The organism is Lysobacter sp. HA35, assembly GCF_054061195.1.
In genome coordinates this window covers 991,354-1,006,841 of the sequence record NZ_JBSSDY010000001.1, presented here as the reverse complement: position 1 = coordinate 1,006,841, position 15,488 = coordinate 991,354, and the positions used below count along the sequence as shown (strand labels likewise).

General features: G+C 66.2%; 12 protein-coding genes and 1 pseudogene. 10 read left to right on the top strand and 3 right to left on the bottom strand.

Annotated features, from left to right (window positions below; translation table 11 throughout):
- The first annotated feature begins 2 nt into the window (after positions 1-2).
- Entirely contained in the window at positions 3-4,379 is a 4,377-nt protein-coding gene (locus ACVWZN_RS04960; protein ID WP_456952855.1) for a response regulator, read from the top strand.
- 16 nt (positions 4,380-4,395) lie between these two features.
- Here the strand turns inward: ACVWZN_RS04960 and ACVWZN_RS04955 are convergent, their stop codons facing one another.
- A complete protein-coding gene (locus tag ACVWZN_RS04955; protein ID WP_196804330.1) occupies positions 4,396-4,971 on the bottom strand; it encodes a DUF4136 domain-containing protein in 576 nt (191 codons plus the stop codon).
- A 265-nt stretch (positions 4,972-5,236) separates the two neighbouring features.
- On the opposite strand from ACVWZN_RS04955, the gene ACVWZN_RS04950 reads away from it, so the two are divergent.
- The 5 genes from ACVWZN_RS04950 (at position 5,237) to ACVWZN_RS04930 (ending at position 10,439) form a co-directional block, all read left to right on the top strand.
- Positions 5,237-5,518: a UBP-type zinc finger domain-containing protein gene (locus ACVWZN_RS04950; RefSeq protein ID WP_456952854.1), complete on the top strand. Its 282-nt coding sequence runs from the start codon at positions 5,237-5,239 to the stop codon at positions 5,516-5,518.
- A gap of 1 nt (position 5,519) precedes the next feature.
- Positions 5,520-7,196, top strand: a complete 1,677-nt coding sequence (locus ACVWZN_RS04945) for an FAD-dependent oxidoreductase (RefSeq protein WP_456952853.1) — start codon at positions 5,520-5,522, stop codon at positions 7,194-7,196.
- A 220-nt stretch (positions 7,197-7,416) separates the two neighbouring features.
- Positions 7,417-8,667, top strand: coding sequence for a poly-beta-1,6-N-acetyl-D-glucosamine synthase (gene pgaC, locus ACVWZN_RS04940; RefSeq protein WP_456952852.1), 1,251 nt, complete (start codon positions 7,417-7,419; stop codon positions 8,665-8,667).
- Positions 8,664-9,125: a hypothetical protein gene (locus ACVWZN_RS04935; RefSeq protein ID WP_456952851.1), complete on the top strand. Its 462-nt coding sequence runs from the start codon at positions 8,664-8,666 to the stop codon at positions 9,123-9,125. Before pgaC ends, ACVWZN_RS04935 begins: the two co-directional genes overlap by 4 nt.
- 609 nt (positions 9,126-9,734) lie before the next feature.
- Positions 9,735-10,439: a TMEM175 family protein gene (locus tag ACVWZN_RS04930; RefSeq protein WP_456952850.1), complete on the top strand. Its 705-nt coding sequence runs from the start codon at positions 9,735-9,737 to the stop codon at positions 10,437-10,439.
- Between the two features lie 191 nt (positions 10,440-10,630).
- On the opposite strand, the gene ACVWZN_RS04925 is transcribed toward ACVWZN_RS04930, so the two are convergent.
- The gene (locus tag ACVWZN_RS04925; RefSeq protein WP_456954715.1) at positions 10,631-11,041 is read right to left on the bottom strand and encodes a GNAT family N-acetyltransferase; all 411 of its coding nucleotides are present in this window, start codon (positions 11,039-11,041) and stop codon (positions 10,631-10,633) included.
- Between the two features lie 387 nt (positions 11,042-11,428).
- On the opposite strand from ACVWZN_RS04925, the gene ACVWZN_RS04920 reads away from it, so the two are divergent.
- From ACVWZN_RS04920 to ACVWZN_RS04910, 3 genes and pseudogenes are all read left to right on the top strand, one after another.
- Entirely contained in the window at positions 11,429-12,508 is a 1,080-nt protein-coding gene (locus ACVWZN_RS04920) for an aromatic ring-hydroxylating oxygenase subunit alpha (RefSeq protein WP_456952849.1), read from the top strand.
- A gap of 49 nt (positions 12,509-12,557) precedes the next feature.
- Positions 12,558-12,836, top strand: a pseudogene (locus ACVWZN_RS04915) (amino acid permease); the annotation flags it as partial.
- Complete coding sequence (locus ACVWZN_RS04910; RefSeq protein WP_456952848.1) at positions 12,793-13,779, top strand: amino acid permease; 987 nt, start codon at positions 12,793-12,795, stop codon at positions 13,777-13,779. The pseudogene ACVWZN_RS04915 and the gene ACVWZN_RS04910, both read left to right, overlap by 44 nt.
- 52 nt (positions 13,780-13,831) lie before the next feature.
- Here ACVWZN_RS04910 and ACVWZN_RS04905 read toward each other — a convergent pair whose 3' ends face one another.
- The gene (locus tag ACVWZN_RS04905; protein WP_456952847.1) at positions 13,832-14,191 is read right to left on the bottom strand and encodes a helix-turn-helix domain-containing protein; all 360 of its coding nucleotides are present in this window, start codon (positions 14,189-14,191) and stop codon (positions 13,832-13,834) included.
- A 272-nt stretch (positions 14,192-14,463) separates the two neighbouring features.
- Between ACVWZN_RS04905 and ACVWZN_RS04900 the strand changes: the two genes are divergently transcribed.
- Positions 14,464-15,450, top strand: a complete 987-nt coding sequence (locus ACVWZN_RS04900; RefSeq protein WP_456952846.1) for an AfsR/SARP family transcriptional regulator — start codon at positions 14,464-14,466, stop codon at positions 15,448-15,450.
- The last annotated feature ends 38 nt before the right edge of the window (positions 15,451-15,488 follow it).

Here is a 15,488-nt window from a genome sequence, read left to right as displayed (position 1 = left end):
TCATGACCGGCCTGTCCGCCCGCATGGAAGAGCTGACCGTCCGCGCGAAGTTGCGGATCGCGTTCACCATCCTGCTGCTGATCGCCTTCGGCATCGGTGTGCAGGGTCTGCTGAGCCAGCACGCGATGCAGTCGCGCATGAATGCGCTCTACGCCAAGCATCTGCTCGGCATCGCTGACATCAAATCGCTGCAGACCGACCTGGTGCAGTACGACCAGGGCGTACGCGCCGCCGCGTTCGCCGGCTCGCGAGCTGGAGCGGATGCCGCACGGCGGCAAGCGATCGCAGCGCGTCTCAACCTGTGGGCGCATATCCCGGAGACGCGCGCGACGCTGGTGAACCCGGAAACCAAACATTCGATGGGCGAGTTCGAAGCAAGCGTCTTGAGCTTCGATCGCGTCGCGGGTGACGTGCTGACCCTCGTCCAGCAGGGCGACGGCGCGAAGGCATCCGCGCTCGAAGCGGGCGACGCCTACCAACAGCCGCTTCGCAACGCCAACAGCGCGCTGATGCATGTGCTCGACCTCAAGAGCACACATGCCGCGGAGGCGGTGGAGCAGTCGAAGGAAATTGATCGCCGCGGCACGCGATTCGCGATCGCGCTCGTGCTCGGCGGCCTGCTGTTCGGGATCGTGTTGTCGCGACTCGTTGCGCGGTCGATCCGGATGCCCGCGGAACGGCTGCGACTGGCAACCGAGCGCGTGGCGAAAGGCGAGCTCGACGTCGAGATTCCGTGCACGGCTTACCCGAACGAGATCGGGACGCTCGCGCGCTCCATCGTGCTGCTGCAGCGACAGGCCCGCGAGCTGGAAGACCAGCGATGGGTGGTATCGAACGCGTCGACCATTTCCGCGGCGCTGATGGAAAGCACGTCCCACCGTGACGCAGCGGACGGCTTCCTGTCGTCACTGGTCGGCGTGTGGCCGTTAGCGCGGGCGGCGTTCTACGTGTCGAATGCAGGCGGCGCGCTCGACCTGCACGGCAGCTATGCGGGCGATGGCAGCATTCGAGAACGCGTCGAACGGGGACAGGGACTGGTCGGCCAGTGCGCTGCGGACGGTCGGCCGATCGTGCTTGACCCGGTCCCGGCCGATTACGCCGCCGTCGGATCCGGGCTCGGCGACCTGCGAGCGAGTGTGGTCGAGCTGTGGCCCGTGGTCCGGGGAGGCCAAGTGCTCGCGGTGGTCGAAGTCGCTGCGCATCGTCCACCGCAACCGCGTGAGCGCGCGCTCGCGGCCGCGCTGCTCGCTCCGCTGGCCTCGCATCTCGAGATCCTGCAGCGCAGCCGGCGTGCGGAAGAACTGTTGGAGGACATCAACGCGAATCGTCAGCGGCTGAAGGCGCTGTTCGACGCGCTGCCGGTGGGCGCCATCCTCTACGACAGGGCCGGCCGGGTGGTCGAAGCCAACGACCTCAGCGCGCAGGTGCTGGGAATGGATGCGGACGCGCTGCGGCGTTGCGCGCTCGATGGCACCGGAGGCGCAGATGCCGCATTGCCCGACGCATTCCCGGGAGCCGAGGTGCTGCAGACAGGTAACGCGCTCCACGGTGTCGAGATCGCGCTGCCGTCGGCCAATAGTGAACCGACCTGGATCCGCGTCAGCGCCGCACCGATCGACGCGGCCTCCGGTGGCGGCGTCGCAGTCGCAGTGGCTGACATCACCGACCAGAAGCGCGCCGACGAGGAACTCAAGCGCGCGAATTTCCAGTCCGACATCGCACTCGAACTGACGCGTTGCGGCTACTGGCACGTCGACTACCGAATCCCCGACGTCTATTTCGCTTCGCCGCGCGCCGCCGCGATTCTCGGCGAGCCACCGAAGCCGGACGGCCGCTACAACCTGCAGGACGAATGGCTGGCGCGTGTCACCGATGTCAGTGACGAGGCGGCAGCGCAGGTGGTCGAGCGCTACCAAGGCGCGGTCGAAGGCCGCTACGACGCCTACGACGCGGTCTATCCGTATCGCAGCCCGACGGATGGCCGCATCGTGTGGGTGCACGCCGCCGGCAAGCTCGTGCGCGACGCGGACACGGGCGAAACGCGCTTCATGTACGGCGTGTACCAGGACATCACGGCGCAGAAGATCGCCGAGGACGAGCTACGCGCCGCTCGCGAGCAAGCGCTGGAGGCGACGCGCGCGAAAAGCGAGTTCCTCGCCAACATGAGCCACGAGATCCGCACGCCGCTGAACGCCATCATCGGCATGTCGCACCTCGCGCTGGGAACCTCGCTGGATACGCGCCAGCGCAACTACGTCGACCGCATTCAGCGTGCCGGCGAAAGCCTGCTGGGCGTCATCAACGACATCCTGGACTTCTCGAAGATCGAAGCCGGTCGTCTTGATATCGAGCGCACCGACTTCCGACTCGAGGATGTCCTCGATCATCTCGCCAGCCTGCTTGCGCTGCGCGCCGAAGAGAAAGGGCTGGAGCTGCTCTTCGACGTCGCTCCGGATGTTGCAACGTCACTTGTCGGCGATCCGCTGCGGCTGGGCCAAGTGCTGGTCAATCTCGGCAACAACGCGATGAAGTTCACCGAGCGCGGCGAGGTGGTCGTTCGCGTGCATGAAGAGCATCGCGTCGACGACGTCGCGACCTTGCACTTCGAGGTGCGCGATACCGGCATTGGCATGACCCCCGAGCAATGCGGCCGCCTCTTCCAGAGTTTCAGCCAGGCCGATGCATCGACCACGCGCAAGTACGGTGGCACCGGGCTCGGGCTCGCGATCTCCAAACGCCTGGTTGAACTCATGGACGGCCGCATCTGGGTGGACAGCGAAGCGGGGCAGGGGTCGACCTTCCACTTCGTCGCGAACTTCGGACTGCAGGCCGAGCCACAGCCGCGCCGCATGCGGCACGCCGAGGAACTCGCCGGCTTGCGCGTTCTCGTCGTCGACGACAACGCCGCCGCGCGCGAGATCCTGTCCGGCATGGCACGCTCGTTCGGTTTCGACGTCGACGTCGCGCGTGATGGCGAGGATGCGTTACGACAGGTGGCCGATGCCGACCACGCCGACACGTCGTTCGATGTCGTGCTGATGGACTGGCGCATGCCCGGCGACGACGGTGTCGCCGTGATGCAGCGCATGCAGGCGGGCGCTGTCGCGAAGGTGCCGCCCGTCATCATGGTCACGGCATACGGCCGAGATGACGTATTGGCCGACGCGACGCAGCGCGGTGTCACGCCGCGTGCGGTGCTGACGAAACCGGTGACGCCGTCGACCTTGCTCGACGCGATCGCCGGCGTGCTCGGCCACGGCGTGCCGGTCGAACGGCGCGCCGATGAGCGCAAGGCCGGCGAGGCGAGGGCGGTCGCGAGTCTGAAAGGTGCACGCGTGCTGCTGGTCGAGGACAACGAGATGAACCAGGTGCTCGCGACCGAACTGCTCGGGCAGGCCGGCATCGACGTGGTTCTGGTGGAGAACGGCCGCGAGGCGCTGGACTTGTTGGGGAACGACGCCGCGTTCGACGGTGTGCTGATGGACTGCCAGATGCCGGTGATGGACGGCTACGAAGCGACGCGTGCGATTCGTGCCGACGCGCGTCTGGCGAACCTGCCGGTAATCGCGATGACGGCGAACGCGATGGCAGGTGATCGCGAACGTGTGCTCGAAGCGGGCATGAACGATCACATCCCCAAGCCGCTGCAGGTGGCCGAGATGTTCGCGACGATGGCGAAATGGATACGGCCGTCGCGCGCGAACGACGCTGCGGGTTCGACGCCGGAGGCTGATCGAGCCGATGTTCGCACCGGCGAGATCGGTCCGTTTGAACACATCGACACGAAGATCGGATTGGCGACCACGCTCGGCAACGCCGAGCTCTATCGTCGGATGCTGACCGCGTTTGTTGCGGGGAGCCGCGGATTCAAGACCGATTTCGGCGCAGCGATGGAGCGGGGCGACCGCGAGACGATGCTGCGTCTGGCGCATACTTTGAAAGGCACCGCAGGCACGATCGGCGCGGTTGAGGTCCAGCGCGCTGCAACGTCGCTCGAGGCCTTGGTACAGGGCCGATCGACCCACGCGGAAATCGCGCCGCGGCTGAGCGACCTGGTCGACGCACTCGATGCCGTGCTCGCAGAGCTCGCATCGTTCGACGCAACTGCAGCAACGCCTGCTCTGGACGCGGCCGCGACAGCCGCAAGCATCGACACGCTCAGGCCGCAGATCGACCACCTGATCGCATTGCTTCACGACGACGATGCCGATGCGGTCGACGCCGTCGAAGCACTACGCGCGAGCACCGCCGGAACGCCGTTCGCCGCGCGGCTCGAACCGATCGCACGCGACATCAATGCGTTCCGCTTCGCCGACGCGCTCGCACGCGTCGAAGCACTCGGCCTAACTTCCGCCGAGCTTTCGACACGCGCGATCTAGCGGACTCGGACGACCGCTACGGCGTCGCGCGGAACGGGTACTGCTTGAAGATCTCGGTGACTGCCGCACTCAACGCGGTGTCCGGATCCTGGCGATGTTTGTCGGACACGCGACCGACCGCGATGCCTTCCCAGACCAGCTGACGCTGCCGCGCATCGACGAGGTCGACGTTGAGCGTGCCTTCGGTGTACTGGTTGACGTCGGTGTAGTAGCCGCCCCAGCCGCCGTAATAGCCGCCGCGATAGCCGTAGTAGCCCATCATCGGCGGCCCCATCGGCATGGTGCGCACGTCGACCTGTTTCTCGAGCTTGCCGTTGAAGTTGACCAGCAGGTCCGGCGCGTTTTCGTTGTACGTGTACCCGCGTGATTCCATTTCGCGCCGCGTCGCGTTCTTCAGCGACTGCGTGACCAGCGTCGAGTATCCGGTCCGGTCGGTGCCGAGCGGCGAGAAGAATCCGAACGTGCGATAGCCGCCGAAGTTCGCGCTGTGGTCGTAGTTCGACGTGATGGTCGGCGTGCTGGCGCAGCCTGCGGCCAGCAGCACCAGGCTCAGGCATGTGGCGCGGAAGACCGGTCGGAACATGTCGCGCATGGCACGGCTCCTCGACTCGGACGGCTCGTCCATCAACGATTGTGGTCCTGCAATATCGGAACCGGCATTCGCCTTGGGGGAAGACGCGGTTGCCCTTGGGGACAGGTGAGGCAGCGCGATCGCCCAGTGCGATCCAAGCACGCGGCTCCGCGCTGGCGACCGGGCGTGCGTTGTCTGCCACGCCGACCCGACGCAGGCGTCCCGCCTTCCGCCGTTGCTATGCTCGCCGTGCCACGCACGACGTGGTGCGAATGGAGGACGTGCCATGGCCGCATGCAGCCACCTCGACCAGATCCGCACGGTCGGTTCGCCGGGGTCGGTATGCCCCGAATGCGTCGCGCTCGGCGACGACTGGGTTCACCTGCGCCAATGCGTGGTCTGCGGCCACGTCGGCTGCTGCGACCAGTCGAAGAACCGCCACGCGACCGCGCATTTCAAATCCACCGCACACCCGCTGATCCGTAGCGCGCAACCCGGCGAAGGCTGGGGTTGGTGCTACGTCGACACCGTGTTCCTCGAGCCGATGCCGGACGCGGACGGTCGCTGACATGGCGGACCCGGCATCGCAACGCCGCGAGCAGACGTTTCCGACGCTGTCGCCGGAAGATATCGAGCGCATCCGACGCTTCGGCCATTTGCGCAACTTCAATGGCGGCGAGCAGCTATACGCCGCCGGTACGCGCGGCGCCGGCATGTACGTGCTCATCGACGGACGCGTGCGTATTACAAGGCGTGACGGGCTCGGTCATGTCGCACTGGTGGTGGAGCAGGGGCCGGGCCAGTTCCTCGCCGAGATCGGGCAACTCGCCGGGCGCCCGGCGCTGGTCGACGGCCATGCGCTGGGCCCGGTCGAGGCGCTGCTCGTCGAGCCCGAACGGCTGCGCGCGCTGATGGTGGCGGAGGCCGACCTCGGCGAACGGATCATGCGCGCGCTGATTCTTCGTCGTGTCGGCCTGATCGAAACGGGTGCGGGCCTGACGCTGGTCGGTTCGCCTGCCGATCCGGACATGGTCCGCTTGCGCAGCTTTCTCGCGCGCAACGGCCAACCGCACGTGGTGTTCGACCCGGCGGACGACACCGACGCCGCGGCGCTGGTCGCCAGCCATCCGCAACAGCGCGATGCATTGCCGTGGGCGGTGTGTCCCAACGGCGGCATCCTGTTCAACCCGACCATCGAAGAACTCGCCGAATGCGCCGGCATGGTCACCGACCCGGACCCTGACCGTATCTACGACGTCGTCGTGGTCGGCGCCGGCCCGGCAGGTCTGGCGACTGCCGTGTATGCAGCGTCCGAAGGCCTCAGCGTGCGTGTCTTCGATTCGCGTGCCTTCGGCGGACAGGCCGGCGCGAGCGCGCGCATCGAGAACTACCTGGGCTTTCCGACCGGCATCACCGGCCAGGCGCTGATGGCGCGCGCATTCAACCAGGCGCAAAAGTTCGGCACCGAGTTCGCCATACCGACGCACGTCACCTCGATGTCGCGCGGCGGCGACGGCCTGCATCGGCTCGCGCTCGACGGCCATCCGGATGTGCGTGCGCGCACCGTGGTCGTCGCCAGCGGCGCACGTTATCGCCGGCCGACGCTGCCCGATCTCGAACGTCATGAGGGCAGGGGCGTCTGGTACTGGGCATCCGCCATCGAAGCGCGCATGGCGGCCGGCCGCGAAGTCGTGATCGTCGGCGGAGGCAACTCCGCAGGCCAAGCCGCCGTGTTCCTTGCCGCGAGCGCATCCCGCGTGCACGTGGTCATCCGCGGCCCGGGTCTGGCGGCCAGCATGTCGTCGTACCTGATCGAGCGGATCGCGGCACAGCCGAACATCGAGCTGCACACACGGTCGGAGATCGTCGCGATCGAATCGGGCGAGAACGACCTGCGATCGGTGACCTGGGCCAATCGCGATACCGGGGCCACGCAGACGCATCCGGTGGCGCACGTGTTCCTGTTTATCGGCGCCGACCCGGCGACGGAATGGCTCGGTGGCTGTGGCGTGGCGACCGACGACCGCGGCTTCGTCGTGACAGGCAGCGCCGCCGACGACGAGCGTTCGGACCACGAGACCAGCGTGCCGGGAATCTTCGCGATTGGCGACGTGCGCGCAGGATCGGTGAAGCGCGTGGGCGCGGCCATCGGCGAAGGCGCCACGGTGGTGGCGGAGATCCACGCGCATCTAGCGAGCCTGGGTTCCGGGGCTGTCACGAAGGCGGTAGTAGCAACGGCGACCTGATCCTAGGCCCACGGGCGTCGTGGTTGACATAATAGGCATTATGCGAAGTACGAGATGGGCCTGCCAAAGGCCTTGCCCCGAGGTTCAATAGCCCCGCCGTCGACGCCGTGCCACTACGGACGCTCCGGAACCGTAATTCCCGGCTAGCTCGCGGCCGCTGCAGCGTTCGGCAGATTCGGTCGTGACGGATCGCCCGGGTCGCCGCCTCGGACCGCCTGACGTGCTCAGCCCGCTGCAAACCGTCCTCGGCGCCGTGTGCTTCGGCTATCCGTTCGTGGCCACGTGGTACTGGGTCGTCGGTGGCCTGATCTTCCACGTCGTGCGCGAACGTTCCGAACCGCCGTACGACCAGCCACCGGTGCTGGACGACTATCCGCCGGTGTCAATCCTGGTGCCGTGCCACAACGAGGAACGTCAGCTCGACGAGACCTTCGCCGCACTCGCGAACATCGCGTACCCCGATTTCGAGATCGTCGCGATCAACGATGGTTCGCGCGATTCCACGGGCGCGATGCTCGACGCGTTTGCCGAGCGCATCGAGCGTCTGCGCGTCGTCCATCTCGCCGCGAACGCTGGCAAGGCCATGGCGTTGAACGTCGGCGCACTCGCAGCGCGACACGAGCTGCTGGTCTGCATCGATGGCGACACGCTGCTCGATCCGCATGCGGTCGTGTGGTTCGTGCGCCGACTGCAGAACGACTCCGGCATTGGGGGCCTCACTGGCAATCCGCGAATCCGCAATCGAAGCAGCCTGCTGGGGCGCCTCCAGGTCGGTGAATTCTCCGGCATCGTCGGGCTCATCAAGCGCGCGCAGAACGTGTATGGCGGCCTGTTCACCGTCTCCGGCGCCGTGTGCGCGTTCCGCAAGAGCGCGCTGCAGGACGCCGGCTGGTGGACGCATCGATCGCTCACCGACGACGTCGACGTGACATGGCGCATGCAAATCGCGGGCTGGCGCGTCGCATTCGAACCGAAGGCGCTCGCGTGGATCCTCACGCCGGAAACGTTGCGCGGTCTGTGGCAGCAACGGCTGCGCTGGAGCGAAGGCGGCAGCCGCGTCGCACTCGATTCGGCGCGATACGTCTGGCACGGCCGAGGACTGCGCATGTTGCCGATCTGGCTGAACTGGCTGATGGCGAAGATCTGGGCGTATTCGATCGGCCTGATGGTGCTCGCCGGACTCTCGCATCGCGTCGGCATCGACTTCGGTTTCGGCGTGCAGGGCATCGGCACATTGCCTCACGCGGCGGGCCTTCTGCTTACGGTGCACTACGTGGTCCAGGCACTGGTCGCCGCCGCGCTGGATCGCCGCTACGAACCGCAGTCATTCCGATGGGTGTTCTGGATCGTCTGGTATCCCGTCGTGTTCTGGTTGCTGCAGGCCATCACCGCCATCGTAGGCTTGCCGCGTGCGATCTTCCGGCAGGACAGCGGACGATGGAGCAGCCCCGATCGTGGTTACGTCGAATGAAGTGGCCCCCGCTCGTCGACGATGGACGCGTTCCCGATGGGGTGGCCGCCCGTGATTTCGTGCTGACGTTTGCTGCATGGTGCGTGCTGATCGCGCTGGGACACGACCTGATCGCCATGTCGCACTACTGGCTCGCACTCGTGTTCGGCCGCGTGCCCCCTACCCCGCCTTGGCCCGCCGGAACGCTGCTGGTGCAGATGACGCCGTACCTGCGCGTCGTCGCGATTCTCGTCGCGTGGCTGCTGTTTTTAGCTGCATTGCGATGGCGACGACTGGTTCGGGTCGGCCCGTCACTACGCGTCCCGCTGCCGGTGAACGCGGTGGACTATGGGCAACATTTCGGTGTCGATGCGGCGACGCGCGACGTGCCGCAGTCGTCCAAATGCATGACCGTGCGCATGCAGGGCCGAACCGTTGTTCGTGTCACCGTCGATGCGAACGATCGGGCGTCGAGCTAGTACGTTCGCGACGGCTGCGCTCCACACCACCGGCGATGATGCGCGCTCCTATAGGTACCGGGCGTGTGGTGTCTCCTGTCTGGCAGCGTTGTTGTTGCGATGATCGGTAAACCTCGTGGCCGTCCTTCAAAAGAATGAAACGTGCGCGCCTCGCGCTCAGCCAAAGGCCATATCGAACAGCTACGCGAACGTCGGGGTGGCGGACGGAGTTCGCGTCAAACCAAAGTGAGCGGCCGCCTGTTGATGCCGCCGAGGTCAGCGTCCGTAAGTTCGGTGCAGGCACCGGCGATGCTTCTCTCGAGCCGATGTGGATTCGTCATGCGGTGATTGGAACGATCCACCGTCGCTGCTCAAGCGGCCTCGCGAGAGCCGTGCGTCTGTTCGCGTGATGCCCTTCTCGGCTGCAGTTCGCTTGCCCAGCCGAAGCCGCTTTGCCGCGCGCTTAACTCAGGTGTCAGATCGCCTGAACGTGAGCGCGGGTAATCAATGCTCTGCGCGTGCCGAACATTGTTCTGCAACCATTCCATGCGCCGCTGGCGATTTGTTGCGTCGCTACCTTAGCGACCATTGCGCCGCGAAGATTCGCTCGTGCATGGAGATACCGCTCACATGGCGCTACGCAATGAGATTGACCGACACACCGAGGCGCGAACGCACGGTGCCGAGCGTGGGCTGAACCGCTTCGAGGGATTCAGCGACGCCGTTTTCGCTATTGCGCTGACGCTGCTGATCGTCGAGATCAAGGTTCCCGGGTCTCCAGATGGCCCGCACAGTTACAGCGATCTGGTGTCTGCCATGGCGGAGCAGTGGCGCGAATTTCTTGCGCTTGCCCTCTGCTACATCGTGATCGGAGCGTACTGGGTGCAGCACCATTACTCGGGGCGCATCTACTCGAAGAGCGATCACTGGTTCAGCGTGATCAACCTGCTCTTCCTGCTGGCGGTCGTCGTCATTCCTTATCCGGTTCGCGTCTGGTGCTTCCACCTCGGCACGCGCTTCGAGCCGGTCGCGTCGGTGACTCTGGTCGCTGGTCTCGCAGCGACCGCCTGCACCTGGATGGCGAAGTGGTTCTACGGAATGCCAGGCCGCCGCGTAATGGATGAACGACTGGCGCCGGATTTCCTGCGGCAGATGACGCGTCGCTATGGCATTGCGACGCTGATCCAGATTGCCGCGGTTCCGGTTGCGATTGTGGTGCCACGCATCGGAGTGGCCGTCGCGCTGCTGTGCGTCGCCCTCTTCCTGCTGCCGCAGCCCAAGCCGCGCTACAAGCCCGGCGACGAGCCGGATGAGGCCGAGAAGTTGAAGGAGTAGCGGCTGCGCGAGGTTGAGCTGGTGTGTGGCCTCGTCGTGGATGCGCGCTTTGCGTCAAGGGCGGACTTGGAGCCTAACGGTGGGGGGACATAGGTTCCTGAGGTACGCACACAAAGCTAACCAACGCTTTCAAGCGAGCCTCCAGCCGGCGTTTCGACACACCGCCCTCGCCTCGCGCGCACCCGTGCCGCTCAAACGTCCACGCGGAAGTGGAAGCAGTTAACCGTCATGGCTTCACGGAAGTAGAAGCGGTGCGCAGCCGCGCGCTGCACGCCGGAGTCCAGATGCAGTTCCTTACAGCCCGTCGCGCGGGCCTCAGCCTTCACCCAGTCGAGCAGCGCGTGGCCGAACCCCTTGGAGCGAACGCGCTCGTCCGTCGATAGATCGTCCACGTAAAGCAGCCGCCCGGTGTAAAGCATTTCGAAGACGCGGAACCCGACAACTGCGCGTACCTGATCGCCATCAAACAGAGCTGCCTGACGATAGCCGCCGTCCATCATCCGTCGCACGGTCGACAGGTAGTCTTCGTGCGCGATCGCTGTTCGCAATTGGCGCATCACGTCGCGCGCGCTGAGTATCTCGCTGTCGGACTTCAGCTCCATGATTTTCACGGCTCACCTCGGCGCTGACGGAACAACTCTCGGTTGGTCGCTCGCCGGCCAGTGCGCCGACATCCTGTTGCGCAGCTCGCAGCGATTTCCATCAGGAAGTGGAACCGAGCCTAGCGTCGACCAGGCAGCGCGACGAGCCGCCGGTCATCTTTGCCCGCATGGGCATACGGAAGACGCATCGACCGGTCGATGGCCGGCCCATGCCGCGTGGCGGAAAGCAGGCTGGCCATCGAACCTCGCGCGGAAGGTCAGCGTCCGCCAGCACCGCCGGCCACGCCGATCAGCTTGACCAGGACACACCGCTCGACCGTCGACCAGCGGCGCCGCTCTCCCGCCCCAGCGCAAGCCAACGTCGATCTTCGAAGCCATACTCGGCGCATGACCACGCCCCCCCTGCTCGACCCGCAACCGTTGAGCCATGCCACCGCCCTGCCCGCGCGGTTCTATGTCGGCGCCGACATGCCGGCAGTCGACCGCGCGCTCGTGTTCGACCGCACGTGGCAACTGATCGCGCACGTCTGCCAGTTGCGCGATGCAGGCGATCACGTCGTCGCGGATTTCGCTGGATTGCCGGTGATCGCGGTGCGCGGCGCGGATGGGGACGTTCGCGTATTCCATAACGTCTGCCGGCATCGTGCGGGCCCGATCGCCACATGCGATGGCTTGGCCGCCAAGTCGCTGCGCTGCCGGTATCACGGCTGGACGTACGGGCTCGATGGCGTGCTGCGTTCGGCGCCGGAGATGGGCGGCGTGCAGGATTTCGAAGTGTCGGATGTGCATCTTCCACAGCTCGCGGTGCGTGTGTGGAACGGGCTCGTACTCGCTGCGGTTGATGAGGCGCACGCACCGGACTTCGACGCATTCGTGGCGGGCATCAACGAGCGCCTCGGCCCGACGCGCGGGCTCGAGCGCTACGGTCACCATCGGCGAGTGAGCTATGACGTCGGATGCAACTGGAAGGTCTACGTCGACAACTATCTCGAGGGCTACCACGTCCCGCACATCCATCCGGGACTGAATCGGTTGCTGGACTACCGCAGCTACATCACGGAAACGGCCGAGTGGTATTCGTACCAGTGGAGCCCGCTTGAAAGTGGCGATGCGCTGTATGGGGATGGCGACGCGCTGTACTACTGGATGTGGCCGAACACCATGCTCAACATCCTTCCGGGGCGTCTGCAGACGAATCGCGTCGTGCCGCGTGGCGTCGACCGCTGCCGCGTCGAGTTCGATTTCTATTACGCGATGGACGACAGCGACCAGGGCAAATCACGGCGCGAGGCTGATCTCGTGTTCAGCGACGAAGTGCAGCTCGAAGACCTGACGATCTGCGAAGACGTGCAACGCGGGCTCGCGTCCGGCTCGTATGTGCCGGGGCGACTGAATCCACTGCGCGAGAACGCCGTGCATCACTTTCAGGAGCTGTTGCGCGGAGCGTACCGGTCGTCGCGTGAGTAACGCCCGTCCGCTCGGCTTGTGGTCCGCGACCGCGCTGGTTGTCGGCAGCATGATCGGCTCGGGTGCATTCCTACTGCCATCGGCGCTGGCGCCGTTCGGCCTCGCAAGCCTCGTCGGCTGGGCCGTCACGTTGTGCGGCGCGTTGCTGCTCGCGTCCACATTCGCGCGGCTGTCGGCGCAGTGGCCGCAAAGCGGTGGGCCATACATCTACGCGCGCAACGCGTTCGGCGACCTGGTCGGATTTACGGTTGCTTGGAGTTACTGGATTTCGGTGTGGTGCGCGAATGCGGCGATCGCAGTCGCGTTCGCCGGCAGCCTCGGTGCGCTGGTGCCGGGCGGCGACCGCAACGCCCGCACGCAGCGCGGCGTGTGCGTTGTTCGCGTTGTGGGCGTGCACGCTGGTCAACCTTGCAGGCGTTCGAGAAGCCGGGCGGATGCAGGTGGTCACCACGGTGCTGAAGCTTCTGCCGCTGCTGCTGTTCGGCGGCATCGCGGTGTGGGCGGTCGATACGTCATCGCTCACGTTCAATCCGACCGGTCAGTCGCTGCCCTCGGTCGCGCAATCGACTGTCGCGTTGACGCTGTGGGCGCTGCTTGGTCTCGAAGCCGCGACCGTCCCGGCAGGCGCTGTCGACGATGCGGAGCGCACGGTGCCACGGGCGACGCTGATCGGCACGCTGCTGGCGGGAATCGCGACGGTGCTGGCGTGCACAACCGTTGTCGCGCTGCTGCCCACCGCGCAGCTGGCGCACTCGTCCGCGCCGATGGCCGACACCGCACGCCTGCTGTGGGGACCGACGGCAGGACGCGTGCTCGCCGGGGTGATGGCGGTCTCGTGCTTCGGCGCGCTCAACGGCTGGGTGCTGGTCTGCGGGCAGGTATCGCTTGCCTCTGCCCGCGACGGCGTGTTCCCTGCCCTGTTCGAGCGATGCGACAAGCGCGGCACGCCGGTCGCCGGCCTGCTGATCGGGTCGGCGCTGTCGAGCGTGCTGGTGATGTCGAACTACAGCCATTCGCTCGTGCAGGTGTTCACGTTCTCGATCCTGTTGTCGACGGCGGCGACGTTGCTGCCGTATGTCATCAGCAGTGCTGCATGGCTGCGACAACGTGGTCGTCCGGGTCGGGTGGTCGCTGCGCTCGCACTGCTCTACGCGCTGTATGCGTTGAGCGGCATCGGTAAGGAAGCACTCGCCTGGGGCGGCGTGCTGATCGTGGCCGGCATGCCGATGTATGCGTGGCGACGGTTCGCGTCGCGGCGGCAGCCGAACTAGTAAGCCGCCGAACAATTGCTGGGCCGATCCGGTGGCGAACTGACACGCTTACTCAGCGCCCCATCGTCTCCAGAATCGCCACCGCCATGCGCTTCTTCGCGGGCGGCATGCGTCGCAAATGACCGAGCGCCTGCGCTTCGAACTCGTCGCCGGCGTAATCGTCGACCATCAGTGCAGGCGTCGTATCGAGCGCATCGAGTTCGCTGGAGCCGCGACCCGTCGCAAGCCATTCGAAACTCGTACCGGTCTCGAGCGCGATGCGGATCAGGTGTTGGACGCTGGGGTGCGTGCCCTGCGGATGCTCCCACTGGGTGACGGCGCTGCGCTTGATGCCGATGCGCGTGGCGAGCGTGCTCTGCGAGAGCGCGGCGGCAGTGCGTGCGCGGCGGATACGCTGGGACAACGAGGTCATGGCGTGCTCGCGGGATGACGCGTGGAGCGATCGCAGTCGGAAGCTCGACCGTGAACGCGAGGGGGAACGCGCAACTGCCTTGCCAGTGATTCTGTCGCCACGCGGTGCAGCGCCGCTGTCCGCTCGTCGGTGCACGCGGGCAATGGTTGCGGCTGGTCGCCGGGTCAGGAGTGCTTGCCGACGCGAGCGGTTGCATCGCGCCGTGATCGGGTGCGTCATCGCGCGTACGACAGGCGCCCGGGGGTGCCGACCGCGCCGGCAGGATGCCGGTGATGGCAGAGGGCCGGCCGATGCTGCGTATCTCACTGTTCGGCTCGATGGCGCTGGCTACGGGCCCGGATAGCGCTGCTGACGTGGCGGTCGCCGGCCGTAGCGCCAGCCTTCTCGCGTACCTCGCGCTGGGACACGGGCGCAGCTTCAGCCGTTCAGAACTGCTTGCCAGTCTCTGGCCGGATCCCGGCACAAGCGGCAGCACGGGCTCGTTCAATACGGCGTTATGGCGCCTACGTCGCCTGCTCGAGACCCCTCCCCTCGCCCACGCGGGACTCATCACGACCGATCGGCGTGGTGGCATCGCGTTGTGCCCGCAGGCTGATGTGTGGCTCGACGTCGCCGAGTTCGATCGGCTCGTCGAACCGCGCTTGGCGCGTTCCGTCGAGCGTCTCACTGACGACGACGTCGAAGCGCTCGAGCACGGTGTGCATCTCTACAAGGCCGACCTGCTGATCGAGCTGTCGGACGATTGGGCGCTGCGCGCACGCGAGCGTTATCGCCGCAACTTCCTCAACGCGCTCTACCGGCTGATGCAGATCGCGACGATCCGTCGTAACTACCTGGACGGCATCACGCATGCGCAACGCATCCTGGATCACGACCCGCTGCGCGAGGACGTGCACCGCGACCTGATGCAGCTGCTGGTCGCCAGCGGCCAGCGTGCCCTGGCCCTGCGCCAGTTCGAGCATTGCCGTGACCTGTTGCGTCGTGAGCTGGCGATCCAGCCGATGCGCGAAACGCAGGCGCTATATCGGCGCATCGCGGACAGCGCGGTCGGACTGCACACGCCGGACGAGGCTCCAATGATTGGCGACCGACGACGCGGCGACGGTGTGATGCCGCGAACGATCGCGGCGCCGTTCGTGATCGACGCGATGCCCGGCAACGTTGCGGGCACGGAACCGCGCGATCTTTTGCACGGTGCGCGTGCGCACCTGGCAGCTGCCGATGCGCAGTTGCAGCTGAGCCTGCGCCTGCTGAACTGAGGGCGCCTTCAAGCGCATCGAATGCCGCGTCATCGGCG